Source organism: Psychrobacter sp. NPDC078501 (genome assembly GCF_044900935.1).
Taxonomy (GTDB): Bacteria; Pseudomonadota; Gammaproteobacteria; order Pseudomonadales; family Moraxellaceae; genus Psychrobacter.
This window is the reverse complement of sequence record NZ_JBJDOS010000015.1, coordinates 1-14,952: the sequence shown is the minus strand read 5'-3', so window position 1 is coordinate 14,952 and position 14,952 is coordinate 1. Positions and strand designations below refer to the sequence as shown.

The following is a 14,952-nucleotide window of genomic DNA, read 5'->3' as shown; positions in this document are numbered from 1 at the left end:
CAGAGTAACTAATAGACTGCTGTCATTATGAGGTGAGATTCATGAAAGCTAAAATCATAAATCAGGCTTTTACGTGGCAGGAAATGGTGAGCTTATGGCCATCACAATCATGAATATTAGAAGCTTAATCGTGAGTACTTGATGTATCTACCCTCCTCAATAGATCGAAGGCAGATGACTTGTTCAAATCGTTATTAACAACCATGAAATCAGCTAACAGGCTCATCATGTATTTTTCATAATAAGCCTGAAATTTTACTTAGGTGCAAACATGTTATCAGCACTGCGATGTGCGGTATAAACTGCCTCACCATCACTTTCGCCATCAAATATAACCGTCACGTTAGGTGTAAATAGTAAGATATCACCTACTTCTGCCACGTATTTGTTGCCTTGTAAATCCCGCATCACAATTTTACCCTTAGTGATTACTTTGTATTCTACAAATTCATAAGTGTACTCAAACTCAACACCAGGTTGCATGGCAAAAAAACCAACCGTTAAACCATTAGTATTATTGGTGACGCTAACTTCTGCCATCTGACTTTTTAGGTTGTTAACTTCAAGTAAGCCAGCGAGTTGGTTTAGCTTATAAGTACCTGCTTTAATAAGTTGGATACCAGACTCTTGAGCAAGTGAGGCTACATTGTTTTTATTTACGGAAAGAGTCATTATTTTAATCCTAATAAGGTTGACTGAAAGATCAGTATCTGTAAATCATATGTTTTTTTAGCACTATAGATTCAGCTCATTACTTACTATCTGATCTATAACGCCTACTTTACATTGTTTATGAGAAATAATAACCAGCATTAGAATAAAATGACTTTTACATGTTAGTAATAATAGAAGATAATTGCAGAGTATAAAATAAGGTTGGGTGTTCGTCATTGACGTTAGTTAAACGACTGTTATATGAACATTCTAAAAATAAAAAGTGGCTCTGAAATTATGAATCATAAATAAGGCTTCCATCATCAGCATTTGAGCTTTGCAGATATTAGTTTAGTTGCTATTGAGCATATATAAAGTACGACCGCTAGTGTTGCCAATATGAAGGATAACGGCAAAAAGAAACTTTCTTGCAATATACCATCGGCATTAATACCGTTGTAAAATACAATTTCCAGTAGCCCTGACAAACCAGATAAAAATAACAGTATGAGCACCACAATGATTAGCTTAGACATCATAATAATTTTTCCATTTGATTGTTTGTATGTTTACGCCAATGCAAAAACTAAACTAGGCAGCTTAATTCTACTGGATAAGTATCTTATGCTTGGGAGAGTTAGCTAACTACTTTGAATGATATGAAAATTACCAACAAATCTTTTTTGGACTTATTAACTTCAAGTGAGCATTGTAAATTAGGGTATACCCCAAGGGAACCAGTTATTTCGCCCCTCAAACCTATTAACAGACCACTTAAAACAGACTGCTATAATGGAACCACTTATAACAGACTATTTTAGGTGTTTATGTTTATCAGAGCGTATCTACGAGCGTCTACCAAAGAACAAGATGCTAAGCGTGCCAAAAGCGAACTCATAGCATTTGCCAACGATCATGGCCACAAGATTGCCGCCTTCTATGTCGAAAACGAATCAGGAGCTATCTTGGTGCGACCCAAGCTTATGCAGCTGATTGAAGATGCTCATAAGGGCGATGTTATTTTAGTTGAGCAGATTGATCGCTTGGCACGTTTGAACCAAGCTGATTGGGATACGCTCAAAAGAATGCTATCAGAAAAAAAGCTCTCTATCGTATCAAAAGAGCTGCCGACCTCCTATATGGCACTTCAACCTGAAAGCAGCACTGAATTTATGAGCAGTGTATTGCAGGCCATTAACTCGATGATGCTGGATATGCTCGCAGCCATTGCTCGAAAAGATTATGAGGATCGCCGTAACCGTCAGATGCAAGGTATTGCTCGTGCTAAGGCAGAAGGTAAGTATTCAGGACGTAGGAAAGATACCGAAAAGCGTAAGATTATTGCCAGTCTACTCAAATCAGGCCATAGCTATTCTGATATTCAGAAAATGGCCAAGTGCTCACGGCATCTGATCGCTGATGTGGCCAAGGAAAGACCTAAACTTATCATTGCTCATTAAGTGGTTCCACTACAGCAGTCTACTATGAGTAGTCTATTAATGGATTAATGAGCCTTTTTAGATGGTTCTCTTGGAGTATGCCAAAAAATCATTTTAATGCTTTGTTGATACTTTCAATAAGTTTTTTCCACTCATCAACTTCATCAGCTGCTAGGTGAGATGAATCGTGATCTTTACACCACTTTATAAAAGCTTTAGCTAGATTATACTTTGAAAAATTTGGTACTTCTTTATTGAATATACTCACAATACTTCTATTAGGCTGTGAATCTGCAATGTCTTGACAATTAATAGAATACTCTAACTGTACAATATCAATAAGTGTTTTCCTTAATAAGTCTTCAATTTCGGGCGTAGAAACATTTTTACAGTAGTCCTTGGTTCGAAATATATTTTTATTCCCTAAAGTATGAATTAAATTTTCCTGTTGAGCTGCTTGATCGCCTGCGCTATCAGAATCAAGTAAAGCTGCAATCTTTAATTTCTGGGCATGCAAAATAGTAGCATAATATACGACTTTACCAGCTGTATTAGCAGGAATCAGAGCTATCTTTTCATCCAAACTTACCACACTAGATTGACGCAACAGTGCTGAAACTGACTCTATGTACCAATAGTCTGTAAGGCCTTCTAAAATCAAGTTTTTCTTTTGCGTAAATAGACTTTGAGCTAAGTCATATCCTAGTGCTTCTTGAAGAGGTAAGAGGCCAGCTGGGTCGCTTGAAGAAATTGTAGTATGGACCTTTGTTCCATCTCTACGGTTCTTCATTTCTACTACTTTGACGATATCTAGTTCGTCAGGTCCAACTAAAAAAGGAGAATGAGTAGTATAAATAGTTTGGTTTTTTTCTGCTAATCTTGTGAGAGTTTCTCTAAAATCCCGCTGTTTTAAACCGTGTAAACTCATACCAGGTTCATCTAAAAGCAAAATAGCGTTTTTGTGCCTATCCATTGCTTCTGCAAAGAATACAACAAAGAATGAAACTAACCATTGAAAACCTTCTGACCTTTGGTCTAATTCAATATCAACACCAATCTCATCTTCTACAACGACTTTTAAATATTGTCCATCAGCGATAACCCTTAACCTATCTGCTTCTGGTCGGTCAGGATTTGGCATCCATACTTTCCTGATTTCCTCTGTTAACCGAACACTTGCAGCATTTAATTGATAACTTCTACTATCAAGTCTATCTTTATATTCTTTTAAAGCTTGTGGATCGTTAATAGATGGGCTGTTTGTCTTTCCTAGTTCAGACAGCTCTCTTGCAGTGAAACCTAGTAACTTGAGGAGACAAAGATTTCCATAATCATAATAAGTATCATCTAGTAGATTTTGTTCGGTTCTTTGTGCTAAATGCTCCAAATGTACAGAAGGTTTAACTTTAAAATAATTATTAAAGAGAATGAATACTGGTGTCCTTTTATCCAGAATACTTAAAACATTATCAATCTGCTCATTAAACTCAATTAAAGTTTTTAACTTTTCGTATCTTTCTTCTTCTTTATTATTATCTTCCTCTATAAGAGCAAAATTATTCTCTAAAAAACTCTGTAACTCTTTAGATTTATCTTCTGATATGAGGGTATTATCGTTCCAACTTTGATTGATAGTCCTTAAAACATTACTAGGTTTTCCAGTATCTTCGTCTGGATGTTCAATACCATACTGTTTATCTAAATGAGACATTAACCTTGCTAAGTCACCTCTAATGTCTTTATAACGAATTTTTGATGGGCCATTCTCGAGAGAATGATATACCCTGTTATCAAGATTTTTATATAATTTATATATACAGTCGTGAAATTCAGCCGGTACAATTTCTGCATCATCTTCATCTAGTCTAAACCAACCTGTTACGACTGTAATGTCTTTAGGGAGGACCTTTTCAGAAGTGATATCGTTATATTTTGATCGCGGATAATCTCTAAGTGCTTCAAATCCATCTACTTCTTTTGGTTTACTTAGCTGTTGTAAAGCTTTTAAAATCACTGTTTTCCCTGCCTCATTTGGCCCTACCATTATCGTCTTTAGATCTTCAACTTCAAATTCTCCAGTATCAATTATACTTCGGTAGTTTTGAATTCTAGCTTTGATTAGTCTCATAAATTTATTTCCCTTTCCTAATATTATTGATTTTAATAATGGTTACTCTATTGCTCAATCTATCCTGAAAACACTAATCATTGCCATAACAGCGCTTATGCTAAATAAAAATAATGCTCCAAAAGCTCACTGCATGTACACAACGAAGTACACCGCGACTACCTAAATAACTCAATATACCGATATCATTAGCCTACAGCCGAAGGCTCAAGTACTCACTAGGGTACCGAACCAAGAAAAGAGCTTGAGTGGCTCGCTATAAGTAGGCTTAATTAAAAAATACTGTTACGTAAATTCATCACTACATGAATTGAATCTTAAATAGGATCGTACTGTAATAGTCTTGATTGTTCTAATGCTAATATGGAGGGCGTTGTGACTGATAGCTGTGCTAAGTTGTTGGCAGATAAGCAATTGACCATAGTCTTCATTGAAAGCGCGACCGCGGGCTATCTAGCACATCGCTTTTCTATGAGTCCTTATTCAGGCGATATATTAATGGGCGGCTTGGTATGCTATGACGTTGCGATAAAAAAGAACGTGTTAAATATATCGAGCCAATTAATTGCTCAGTGTACACCTGAATCCTTAGAAGTCACCCAAGAACTGGTTAATAAGTCTAAGACCATGTTTGAAGCCGACTTATATGTGGCTTGTACAGGACTATTAACGTCTGGAGGCTCTGAAACTAAGGATAAGCCTGTCGGTACGTTTTTTTATTGCATTGGTTATAAAGATGAGCTGTATGATTTTCGCAGTATCTGTCAAGGCGCCCCTGAGCAAAAGCTACGCAGCATCAATAGTCTTATTTGTAAGAGTATTATAGAGGTTGTAAATCGCCATACTGACTAATTTAAAATCTTATTATTTAGGGCTTTAGCCCATCCTCTATGTTTTTTGTTGCTAGAAACTATAATAAGGATATTAAAATGAAAACATCAGTACCTATTAAATCGCTTCAAAATAAACTATGGATAGTATTTTTGGTGAGTTTCTTTGGTCTCAGCGCTTGCAGCAGTGAGACAGAAGAGCCGGCTCCTAATACAGAATCTAGCGAAATGACACCTGTGCAAACAGCGACCGAGGCTGACGATCAAACCCCTGCTCCTACAGAGGAGGTAGAAGGTGCAGGTGGTACAGCATACTATTCTAGTAATGGGAGTGTAGAAAATGACCAAAAGACGGATGATACGGTTACTGTTAATGAAAATAACTCGAACTTAGATCAAACACCGGCAGATGGAGTGCAGTAAGTATGAGAAAGCGCGCAATCCATTAAGTATTAATATAAATAGCTCACCGCCATGTGTTCAAGTTTAACTAAGAAACCGTACTTATTAAGCGTCTCATCTTTACTTACATCATTAGCAGAATTGACTAAAAAAGCCCGTGACCATAATCACGGGCTTTTTACATTTTTAGGGTCTAATTATTAAACACTCAATCATCAATAGTTGTTTTGTGTACGCCACTCATCTACATCACGTTCAGCGTCTTCTTTTGAATGACCATAACGCTCTTGGACACGTCCAACCAGTTTGTCACGGTCACCTTCGATATGAGTGAGATCATCATCTGTTAAATCTCCCCATTTTTGTTTTACTGAACCTTTGAGTTGGTTCCATTCGCCTTTTAGGGTTTGATTGTTCATATCGTTATCATCCATTTTTTGATTGTTTTTGTACTGCTCATCCATACTTTGTTCGTTCAAATCTTGATTGTTCATCATGGCTTTCCTTTTCTATTTATGCGTTTTTAAGTCAACGCATCTATATCAAGAACAAGCTCATCCATCTTTTATTTTTTTTATTGATGGATAGGCTATCAGCAATTATTAAGCTGACATATCTAATATAGAGATACACATTTGGACTGTCTGTATAACGAATGTTTAAAGTATTGCTGAGCTATTATTAAGTCTACCAATTTGTTATGACGGTATAAGTTATGATTCGGACCGGACTGTTAGTTATAAGAAAAGTCTTTAATTAAAAAAGACTATAAGATTGGTTCTAGTGTCAGAGCTGGGAGACGCTCTTACTAAACCACTCTGAAATTTCCTGAGACTTAACATTCTGAGAAGGTATAAAAAACCCTTTCGTTAAATCGTATAATGGGCGTTATGACAAATGATTTTAGACAGAAAAAGCCAATCTACTAGATGGCTTTTTTAGAGAGTTCTTGGACAGGTAGAGCGACTTATCGAAAGTAAGCCCACTAAGGATTACTACAGTCAATTAGAAAAATCTAGTCACGACTATAGTGCTCAAGACGAGGATTAAACCGCTCACTCCTAAAGCTCGTAGAACAAATTCCTTGTTGCTCATAACCGCCCTCGCATCATTCTTTATTGTTAATATCTACTTTATACTTTATCTATCCATTATTGTAAATGACTCTTTAAAATACCATCAAAAAGTACATTGAGCGAACCTATCCAGTATTATTATTTTGTATATGAATAATTTAATCAATTATGATGACACCCACATGGGAAACTGAACTTAATAATTCGCAAACCTATCCTCATACTCATCACAGACCTTCAATCCAATTTGTACGGCTTCACTAAGGTCAGCCCCTTCTTTGACACTATAAGGCACATTTGGCGTCAAACGACTTAGCTTTAAGCCATCTACCGCTGCTTTGTTAAGCGGTATACCAACGTAAGATTCATCGGTGTAACCCTTAGGATGAAAAAACACCTCACGACCAAAGGAAGGATTTGAGGCACACGCAATCTCACCCTCAGGCACTGTAAACGGATAAGGTGTTGTGTAATCTTTACTCCATGTCTGCTCACTCACTACGATATAGCCTGAACCATACAGATCATCTTCTGTATTGCCTGAGCTGCACCCAATCATAACGATAGACGCTACTGCAATTAACCACCTGGACATATTGATTCGCATGGTACGCCGTCCTTATCACGGTCTAGCTTGGTATTTCCACATTTGAGTGCTTGTTTAGCTTGTTCACAGCTAACCATCTGCCCACAAGTGCGCGGTAAGCCTTTGCATTGAGAGCCGCCAGCACCTTTAGCAAACAACGGATGCTCTACCTCAACATCACTATAAAATGGATTGTCAGTGACTGTAACTGCTGCCTGAGAAGATAAAGCAAAGAGAGATAACGCTATACTTAAAATAAATTTTTTCATAAAAACTACTTTTTTTGATATCCAAAACACTGCGTTCAAGTATTAATAATACCCTATATTTGTTCAATAAAGTGAGTGCTGTATAACTAAACGTCTGATTTGCACAGCAGTTTATTTATAATTTGCCTGATAGACGGGTTAGTGCCATAGTTGTTCACTGAACGTTCTGGACAGTTGTACTGTACAGACACTAAAAACGTACTTGAACACTAGGTGAAGAATGAACATATCGGTGACAAAAGCAGCAAAAGAATGGGGTGTATCAAGAACGACCATTTATCAGAAAGTCAATGATGGTGAGCTATCCAGAACCGCAGACAAGAAAATAGACGTTTCAGAAATGTTGCGCGTGTTTGGTGAGCCAATTTCTAAAAAACGTACTGAACGTTCAGTGAACACTGTCCAAAGTACACCTCTGAACAGTCAGAATGTTCAGTACAGTACAGACATTGAACACCAATTAGCGCTTGAAAAGCTCAAAAATGAACACCTCAGCCAACAAGTGAGTGATCAAAAGAAGTTGATAGAGAATTATCAGCAGCAGATCAGTCAGCTCAACAAAACGCTGGATAAAGCCAACGCCAGTATTCAGGATTTCGCGCAAGTCAGACTACTAGAGTTTAAAAAGTCTGAGCAGGGCTATGAGCCGCCAGTTGAACAAGAGAAAGAAAAAACAGACAACTCAACCGTAGCTACGGTTGAGAAGAAAAAAAAGTGGTGGGAATTTTAAACGTTGTGATCTTATCGACTAATGATCTAACAAATACTCTTCTAGCGCATCGTTAATCATATCTTGGTAGTTTCCACCGGTCTTTTTAGCCTTATCCTGGAATCTAGCAATGATACTCGGACTCACGATACTGGCACCGACCATAGGATCATCTGCCACCACACTACCACGAGTCGCGCTCGACCAATCAGTAACTTCAGGCATATCAGACAAATCAATATCATGATCTGAAAGCACCGCCAATCGTTGCAAGTTGGCTTCTTGCTCAACGCTTAAAGACGGCAATTCATTTGCTTTATAGCTCACCTTGTTCATAAAACCTCCTTTCAGCCTTGGTGGCACGTCGTGCTGATATGATACGAATAACCTCACCACCCTCACTATCTCTTTGAGTATGAGCGACCAGTAATACCGCCACCCCATTCACCGCGCCAAGCGCTTGCCACCGCTCTTCACCGTTTTCATATCGATCTTGCTGACGCAAACACAAAGGATCAAAAAATACACGAGCGGCTTCTTCAAAGGATAAGCCATGTTTGCGTTGATTACTGCTATTTTTCTGTTCATCCCATTCAAATTCAATCATTGATCACCGTCTTCAAGCATATTGGTGCTAGGCATTGTCTGATAATCAAAAGATAGCGGGATGCTATTGGTTTCAGCAACCTGATGCAAAAATAACTTAATGGCCTGAGAAGGCGTTAAACCATAGCCTTCAAGCACCGAAAACGCCTTGTCTTTTAACTCTTGATCCAGACGGATATTATAATTGGTTGTGCTCATAGCAGTACTTATCGCTTATTCATATACCCTTAATATAAGCGATAAGTACATCCAGTTCAATCAATCTAGCGTTTTAGACTTTCACGAATAGTGACAGTAACACGTTATACGTCTAATTCACCCAGAAAATCATCAATTTTCTGTTTGAGCTCTTTTTGTATGACGTAGAGTTCGCTCGCGCTACATTCTCTTAGCATACGTTCCTCATCTTTTAGCTCAAACATCTTTTTACGTATGTTATCGCTATGAGCTTCGTTTTCTAAACCAAAGGTGTTAAGACGACCCATTTGACGGTAGTATTCTCGTTGCGCCTCTTCAAACATCATGAAATGGTTACTTGCTACTGATATACCTTCAATACTCATGAATTACTCCTTTTTACACTAGGAAAATGTCCCTTTATGAAATTTTTATTTATTTATCATCAATAGCTTGCCTATCAAGAAGAGATCTATTTCTTTTATTTGTTAGCTTCGCTTCAAATCTCTTCATAGCCGTATCTAATTCTTCATGCGTGGACTGTACATAGGCCTCATCGCTAACATCCGTATTGCTTTCTTGGATTGGGTCACTAGAATACAAATCAACAAAAATTTGTTTTTTAACCTCAGGCTTAATCTCAATATCACTGCTAGAATTATCTGTAGCGACAGATAATTCCTTTGACTCTTTTCTATAGCGGTAAAGATAATTGGTCAGTGTACCAGTCGTTAGAATGAGGTCATGGCGCTCAGCTAATATCTCAACCACGCCTTCATAGGTATATGAAACAGCCAGCTCTTCGATCACCTCATAAAGATCACGAAACTTGGAAAACTTTGTTCTCTTAGCCATAAATTTCTATCTCCCTCTATTCTTGAAGACAATTATCTCAATTATAAAAACGCTCATAAATTGCTCATAATTAACTAACGATTTACTACCCTTTTGCTAACGATTTGCTAACTTTCAATCAATCATACAGCAATTGCTCATAATTTGCTCATATCTAGCTAACGATTCCCTATCTTTTTACTAACGATTTACTAACGTAACGCTCTTATAAGCCTTTTTAGCTAAAAAGGCTTACGACAGGTAGAAAATAACCGATTTTTCTACCTGCTTTTTGGTCATTAAATTATCCAATTTAATGACTACACCTTACGCACCCTCTCGGGATGAAAAAAAGCGTCTTAAATCAGAAACTTACCTGATTTAAGACGCTTTTTTCTGCATGCAAAGTGCAAACAAAATGAATTTAAGCAACTGATTTTTATGATATATTATTGTCTACAATTTGCAAACAAGGATAATTATGTACACCCCTACCGTATCATTTAGATTAAAACCTGAAGTCTACTTAAAACTAGAAGCAATAGCAGCAAAGGAAGGGCAATCTCCTGGTGTCTACTTAAAGAAAAAATTGGAATCAGATACTAATAGTTTCCTTGAAGATCTTAAGTTTATGAAAGGAGATATTAGTGAGATTCTGCACTTATTGCAGTCGGATGATAAAGGATCAAAATCGGTAGAGAACACATCAAATCAGAATGATATGGTCAAGGCTTTGATGCCGATAGTGCTAGAATCGTTATTGATATTAAGGGAGGTGGCAGCACCTAATAAGGTCTCCAATTCTCAAAGATTAGTCGATAAAGCAGGAATAAAAGCATACAATAGTTTGGATTAAAAAATAAAATTTTGTATTGCCCTAGTATCAGCTGATACTAGGGCTTTTTTTGAGAAGCAATTCAGTGATAAGAGGTTGATCCTTGGTGGCACAGTAATAAAAACTACTGAGATTCTAATAATCTTCCGAAGATTTTAGTTGATATGAACAATCATGGAACTGGGTAAGCTCATAAAGGTCGTCTAAGGGGGTTGGAAAAATTTTACCTAGCAACTATACCAAACGATACTTAGAACCTTATAGGGAGCTTAATAGGATGCTTTTATCCCTATTTAACTAAAGCTTTGAGCTTTCTTTTTAAATTATTTGAAATTACTGATATTGAATTCATTGCTATCTTTACTAGCCTTTTCTTTTGTCACTCTAATTATTAATAACCAAAAAGGTTTTTAATGTTTTTAAATACTTTTAAAAGCTTTTACCTCCTCTGAAACGCTTTTCATAAAAGGGTTTCGCCTTCTATAAAGCAACGTTTTACGACCCATAAAGCAACGTTTTACGACCCATAAAGCAACGTTTTACGACCCATAAAGCAACGTTTTACGACCCATAAAGCAACTTATTTTTTGAGTTGTTGCTTTAATAGCATTGTTAGATTATAGTTGTTAAAAATGGGTTGGAATATGGAAATGTCTAAACAATTAGTTACTAAGGATAATTCCTTGATTGGTGCGAGTTATAGCTTAGGAGTAGTTGAACAACGCTTAATATTTTTAGCCATTATCGAGGCAAGGGAACAAAAAACATTAATAGAAGCAGGTGGATTATTGCGAATTTATGCGCAAAGCTACGCTAAACAATTTAATGTGGAAAAGCATACATCGTATGAAGCTATGAAAAGGGCAGTAGAAGGATTGTATGAGGCAGGTTTTGCTTATAGTAAGGTGGATGAACGTTCGGGAAAGATAGGTAATTATAAAAGCCGTTGGGTGGATAAGATCGGCTATATTGACGAATTAGGCTGTGTCGAATTAGTATTTGCAAGTGATGTAATTCCTTTGATTACCAGGCTTGAAGCACGTTACACAGAATATGAGTTGAAGCAGGTCGTAGGATTGCAGAGTGAGTACGCAATAAGGCTGTATGAGTTGATAATTCAATGGAGGTCAGTAGGTACAACCAGTCAGATATCGCTTGTAGAATTGCGCGAAAAGCTAGGATTGGTGGACGAATACCAACGGATAGAAGCCTTCAAAAGACGGGTTTTAGATCTGGCGATAACTCAAATAAATGAACATACTGATATTACTTCTGAATATGAACAACACAAACAAGGCCGCGTCATTACAGGATTTACATTCAAGTTTAAAGTGAAAAAAAATAAAGAAAAAACTGGTACTAAAATTTCTAATAATGAAAATAGGACTACTATTGAAGGACTTAACGATAAGCAACTAGGACGTATTGCTCGTAACCCTAGCTTTATGGCAGATTACAATCATTTAGTAAGCTCTACCAGTCCAGCAGGTCAAGATCCCAAAGCGTGGGAATTTGAGATGATTAATCGCCTCAAAAAAGATGCTTCACAGTTTAAGAAACGTCCAGTTAGAGAATATCTTGAATACTAGAGTTTAATAGGCGGATCTAAAACTTGACTCAGAGTAATGTTTTGTAGTAACCTAACAACTCAGAATAGACGATCCGTCTAGATGCGTTTTAGAAGATATCATTTATTAATTGAACCTTGTAACTGGCTGATTTTAGCCGCTATTTTTATAGCTGCAACACCCGAAGACCTCGACCTCTGTACTACCTCGTTTGGCCTTACGCAACTTGTCATTCGTTTAGTATTTCGACTGAGGCTTCGCCACAGTATAAGGCTTGTGGCGTTCTAATGTTATTTCTCTCGGGTTCGATTGTGTTGTCGACTGGTACAATCCGTGCCGTCAGAAAGCGTCGTAAATAATATGAATGATATAAAACTTTTAGAACAGTTGCAGGCTCAGCTTGCTGAGATCCAAACAACTACGCATGATACATTAGAACCCAGTGTTACTCGTAAAATTGAAGAAGCAATAGAGAATCTTGATTTAGTAATAGAGAACTCAGCTTCCAAAGAAGCAGACTATAAGGCCATAGGTTTAAAAACGCTCGGTGATTTACTTATTTACTTCCCCAGTATTATTGAGCTTATTCAGCTTTTTAGAAAGTTTCTAGAGTAGTACAGCAAGCCTTACCACTCTTATAAGGTTGAAAATATGAAAATCGGCAGTGTTATAAAAAAATGTCGAAAATTGAGAAATATGACGCAGTTGCAAGTAAGCGCTTTAGCAGATGTTTCTGAATCATACTTATCATTAATAGAAAAAGATAAACGTCAACCAACCTTATCCAATCTGGAATCAATTGCTGACGCTTTACAGATACCAGTAAGTGTCCTTGTGTTTTTGGCGGCTAAGCAAGAATCCATCTCGGAAATTACAGACACGCAGATTGAATCCCTTACCAAAACAATTTATTCGATGATTGAAGCTTAAACAATGGGCTTTCACCCTCTACCTCAGGTTACACCAATTGCAAATATTAGCTCACTTGCTAACCTATTAGAAATTACAGTGGAAGATCTAGAATATGTACTGGCTAATAAAGATAGATATTGGTGCCCAGGAAAAAAACTAACCAAGCCCAATGGTGAAGTAAGACATACACACAATGCAAAACCTAGGCTAAAAGCCATTCATCAAAAAATTCTTGATAAGTTACTTAAAAAAGTTTTTTATCCCATCTATATGCAGGGTGGAGTCGCAGATCTCTTAAACCCTCGCAGTTGTAGGACTCACGCTGCATTTCATTGCAACAAATCTATTGTTATATCAGAAGACATAAAGAGTTTCTTCCCCAACTGTGACTACAAAAATATTCGTAGCATCTGGCAAGGGTTCTTTTGTATGGCACCTGAAATCGCTGAAATTCTGACACAACTAACAACGTATCAAAACGAGCTACCACAAGGATGGAAGACTAGTGGATACCTTGCACAGTTAATCTTCTATGATATAGAGCCAAAACTAGTTGAAGAATTGGACCGTCAACAAGTTGCATACAGTAGATATATTGACGATATAACCATCTCTAGCTCACGGCTATTAACTGACCGACAAAAAACAGATATTATCTCCAAGATATACTCAATGGTTTTTCATAAAGCTCATCATCCAAACCGTAAGAAACAAACAATTTTTTCTCCTTCCGTTAACGGTGTAGGAAAAACAGTAACTGGCCTAACTGTTAATTCAAAAAAACCTACAATCAACAACGATAAAAGAAAGAAGCTCCGCTCTGATATACACAAGCTCTCTCTACGCTTTCATACTGATAAGAATCTATATAGTTACGATAAAGATTGGCGTAGCATTACTTCTAAGGTAGGTCATATCAAGACCTCTCACCCTAGGCAGTGGAAAAAATTCAGACAAGAAATGAACGCTATAAAACCAACGTTCAAGCGTAAGAAAAAAACTAACACTAAGAAGGCTGTTTTTAAAGGAACGATTGATGGGAAATAATAGGTTTTATGGGAGTAAGTATGGTTCCCTAGTGAGGACTTGAATCTTTGGCTGTGGGCTAATGGTATCAAAGTTTTAACTCGCGGAAATAATTTCAGTGTACTTCGTGGTGTACTTGTCATACATATTCTATTCGTAATCCGGGTGCTATACAGAAATCGAACTGCTAATGTTAGATATAAATTCAATGGCTATGAGGTCGATAGCATGGGTCATTATCATTAAGCTTTCTTATTAAAATCTCTCAAGTTGGTTGCTACAAGGTTAGCAGCATAGGTCATCTTAGAGTCTGCGTAAAAAATAGGATGTATACCTATTACTTATTGCCATACTCATCAACAGTAAGACCCAATGTGGCTTCTTGTCGTGTTGTAACCGCTTCTTCTACAGGCATTACTGCTTTAATCTGCTCAGGTTGATTTTCTTCGACTGTAGCAGGTTCAGAACTCTTTGCAGTAACGCTTTCAGTGTCAGTGTCTACGAAAATTGGAACGATAGCTACCACTGCAAACCAAATTAAAGCAGTGATGCCTGTAAATTGCATTCTGCTATATTTGCCATTGGGGTTTTTACCTGTACGTACATTGAACTTCTCAGGCTTAATAAAAGAGTAAATATATATCGCAGGTATAACCAATAAAAGAAATCCAAGAAGAACTGCCATGGCAACCTCAAATAAAAAAAATGTTAATAATTATTAAATTAAATTATAGCCTTATCTAACAAAAAAAGTTACTTTAAAAATACAAACAGCTTTTATAAGCCTTCAGTCCTCGGCAGGAGGCCTCGAAAAGTTAATTTATCGGGTATCCTAAATTAGTTGACCACTACAACTTTTCACTTACAACACGCAACCTTTTTAACACACGTTGATTATAAA

The 14,952-nt window shown here is 37.0% G+C and carries 20 protein-coding genes; 9 read left to right on the top strand and 11 right to left on the bottom strand.

Annotated elements, in window-relative coordinates:
- Window positions 1-255: 255 nt before the first annotated feature.
- Window positions 256-672 (bottom strand): hypothetical protein, encoded by a 417-nt coding sequence (locus tag ACI2IW_RS13545; protein ID WP_102076501.1) that lies wholly within the window; start codon window positions 670-672, stop codon window positions 256-258.
- Between the two features lie 809 nt (window positions 673-1,481).
- Here ACI2IW_RS13545 and ACI2IW_RS13540 point away from each other — a divergent pair.
- The gene (locus ACI2IW_RS13540; protein ID WP_102076499.1) at window positions 1,482-2,114 is read left to right on the top strand and encodes a recombinase family protein; all 633 of its coding nucleotides are present in this window, start codon (window positions 1,482-1,484) and stop codon (window positions 2,112-2,114) included.
- 88 nt (window positions 2,115-2,202) lie between these two features.
- Here ACI2IW_RS13540 and ACI2IW_RS13535 read toward each other — a convergent pair whose 3' ends face one another.
- The gene (locus ACI2IW_RS13535) at window positions 2,203-4,221 is read right to left on the bottom strand and encodes an AAA family ATPase (protein ID WP_102076498.1); all 2,019 of its coding nucleotides are present in this window, start codon (window positions 4,219-4,221) and stop codon (window positions 2,203-2,205) included.
- Between the two features lie 375 nt (window positions 4,222-4,596).
- Here ACI2IW_RS13535 and ACI2IW_RS13530 point away from each other — a divergent pair, with 375 nt between their 5' ends.
- Together ACI2IW_RS13530 and ACI2IW_RS13525 are read left to right on the top strand one after the other, a co-directional pair.
- Window positions 4,597-5,073, top strand: a complete 477-nt coding sequence (locus ACI2IW_RS13530; protein ID WP_227543716.1) for a CinA family protein — start codon at window positions 4,597-4,599, stop codon at window positions 5,071-5,073.
- Window positions 5,074-5,150: 77 nt separating this feature from the next.
- Window positions 5,151-5,474, top strand: coding sequence for a hypothetical protein (locus tag ACI2IW_RS13525; protein ID WP_101204338.1), 324 nt, complete (start codon window positions 5,151-5,153; stop codon window positions 5,472-5,474).
- Window positions 5,475-5,668: 194 nt separating this feature from the next.
- Here ACI2IW_RS13525 and ACI2IW_RS13520 read toward each other — a convergent pair whose 3' ends face one another.
- The 3 genes from ACI2IW_RS13520 to ACI2IW_RS13510 form a co-directional block, all read right to left on the bottom strand.
- Window positions 5,669-5,872, bottom strand: a complete 204-nt coding sequence (locus ACI2IW_RS13520) for a CsbD family protein (RefSeq protein WP_101204353.1) — start codon at window positions 5,870-5,872, stop codon at window positions 5,669-5,671.
- An 853-nt stretch (window positions 5,873-6,725) separates the two neighbouring features.
- Complete coding sequence (locus ACI2IW_RS13515) at window positions 6,726-7,124, bottom strand: hypothetical protein (RefSeq protein WP_227543717.1); 399 nt, start codon at window positions 7,122-7,124, stop codon at window positions 6,726-6,728.
- Window positions 7,109-7,384 carry an excalibur calcium-binding domain-containing protein gene (locus tag ACI2IW_RS13510; protein WP_102076496.1) on the bottom strand — a complete coding sequence of 92 codons (276 nt, stop codon included), beginning with the start codon at window positions 7,382-7,384 and terminating at the stop codon, window positions 7,109-7,111. The genes ACI2IW_RS13515 and ACI2IW_RS13510 overlap by 16 nt, the downstream gene beginning before the upstream one ends.
- A gap of 220 nt (window positions 7,385-7,604) precedes the next feature.
- Between ACI2IW_RS13510 and ACI2IW_RS13505 the strand changes: the two genes are divergently transcribed.
- Window positions 7,605-8,114 (top strand): plasmid replication DNA-binding protein, encoded by a 510-nt coding sequence (locus ACI2IW_RS13505; RefSeq protein WP_102076495.1) that lies wholly within the window; start codon window positions 7,605-7,607, stop codon window positions 8,112-8,114.
- An 18-nt stretch (window positions 8,115-8,132) separates the two neighbouring features.
- On the opposite strand, the gene ACI2IW_RS13500 is transcribed toward ACI2IW_RS13505, so the two are convergent.
- The 5 genes from ACI2IW_RS13500 to ACI2IW_RS13480 form a co-directional block, all read right to left on the bottom strand.
- Window positions 8,133-8,429: a hypothetical protein gene (locus ACI2IW_RS13500; RefSeq protein WP_228706519.1), complete on the bottom strand. Its 297-nt coding sequence runs from the start codon at window positions 8,427-8,429 to the stop codon at window positions 8,133-8,135.
- Complete coding sequence (locus tag ACI2IW_RS13495) at window positions 8,410-8,700, bottom strand: BrnT family toxin (RefSeq protein WP_180952509.1); 291 nt, start codon at window positions 8,698-8,700, stop codon at window positions 8,410-8,412. Before ACI2IW_RS13495 ends, ACI2IW_RS13500 begins: the two co-directional genes overlap by 20 nt.
- A complete protein-coding gene (locus ACI2IW_RS13490) occupies window positions 8,697-8,897 on the bottom strand; it encodes a type II toxin-antitoxin system RelB/DinJ family antitoxin (RefSeq protein ID WP_068330392.1) in 201 nt (66 codons plus the stop codon). Before ACI2IW_RS13490 ends, ACI2IW_RS13495 begins: the two co-directional genes overlap by 4 nt.
- Before the next feature lie 104 nt (window positions 8,898-9,001).
- A complete protein-coding gene (locus tag ACI2IW_RS13485; RefSeq protein ID WP_102076494.1) occupies window positions 9,002-9,262 on the bottom strand; it encodes a hypothetical protein in 261 nt (86 codons plus the stop codon).
- Window positions 9,263-9,311: 49 nt separating this feature from the next.
- Entirely contained in the window at window positions 9,312-9,731 is a 420-nt protein-coding gene (locus ACI2IW_RS13480) for a hypothetical protein (RefSeq protein WP_101204343.1), read from the bottom strand.
- Window positions 9,732-10,191: 460 nt separating this feature from the next.
- On the opposite strand from ACI2IW_RS13480, the gene ACI2IW_RS13475 reads away from it, so the two are divergent.
- The 5 genes from ACI2IW_RS13475 to ACI2IW_RS13455 all read left to right on the top strand — a co-directional run bounded on the left by ACI2IW_RS13475 (window position 10,192) and on the right by ACI2IW_RS13455 (window position 14,072).
- On the top strand, window positions 10,192-10,566 hold the full coding sequence (locus tag ACI2IW_RS13475; protein WP_102076493.1) for a hypothetical protein: 375 nt from the start codon (window positions 10,192-10,194) through the stop codon (window positions 10,564-10,566).
- Between the two features lie 623 nt (window positions 10,567-11,189).
- A complete protein-coding gene (repM, locus tag ACI2IW_RS13470; RefSeq protein ID WP_227543711.1) occupies window positions 11,190-12,134 on the top strand; it encodes a replication initiation protein RepM in 945 nt (314 codons plus the stop codon).
- Between the two features lie 339 nt (window positions 12,135-12,473).
- Window positions 12,474-12,728 carry a hypothetical protein gene (locus ACI2IW_RS13465; RefSeq protein ID WP_102076492.1) on the top strand — a complete coding sequence of 85 codons (255 nt, stop codon included), beginning with the start codon at window positions 12,474-12,476 and terminating at the stop codon, window positions 12,726-12,728.
- Window positions 12,729-12,764: 36 nt separating this feature from the next.
- Window positions 12,765-13,043 (top strand): helix-turn-helix domain-containing protein, encoded by a 279-nt coding sequence (locus ACI2IW_RS13460; RefSeq protein WP_102076491.1) that lies wholly within the window; start codon window positions 12,765-12,767, stop codon window positions 13,041-13,043.
- A 3-nt stretch (window positions 13,044-13,046) separates the two neighbouring features.
- Entirely contained in the window at window positions 13,047-14,072 is a 1,026-nt protein-coding gene (locus ACI2IW_RS13455; protein ID WP_102076490.1) for a reverse transcriptase family protein, read from the top strand.
- 316 nt (window positions 14,073-14,388) lie between these two features.
- Here ACI2IW_RS13455 and ACI2IW_RS13450 read toward each other — a convergent pair whose 3' ends face one another.
- Window positions 14,389-14,736 carry a hypothetical protein gene (locus ACI2IW_RS13450; RefSeq protein WP_102076489.1) on the bottom strand — a complete coding sequence of 116 codons (348 nt, stop codon included), beginning with the start codon at window positions 14,734-14,736 and terminating at the stop codon, window positions 14,389-14,391.
- Window positions 14,737-14,952: the final 216 nt, after the last annotated feature.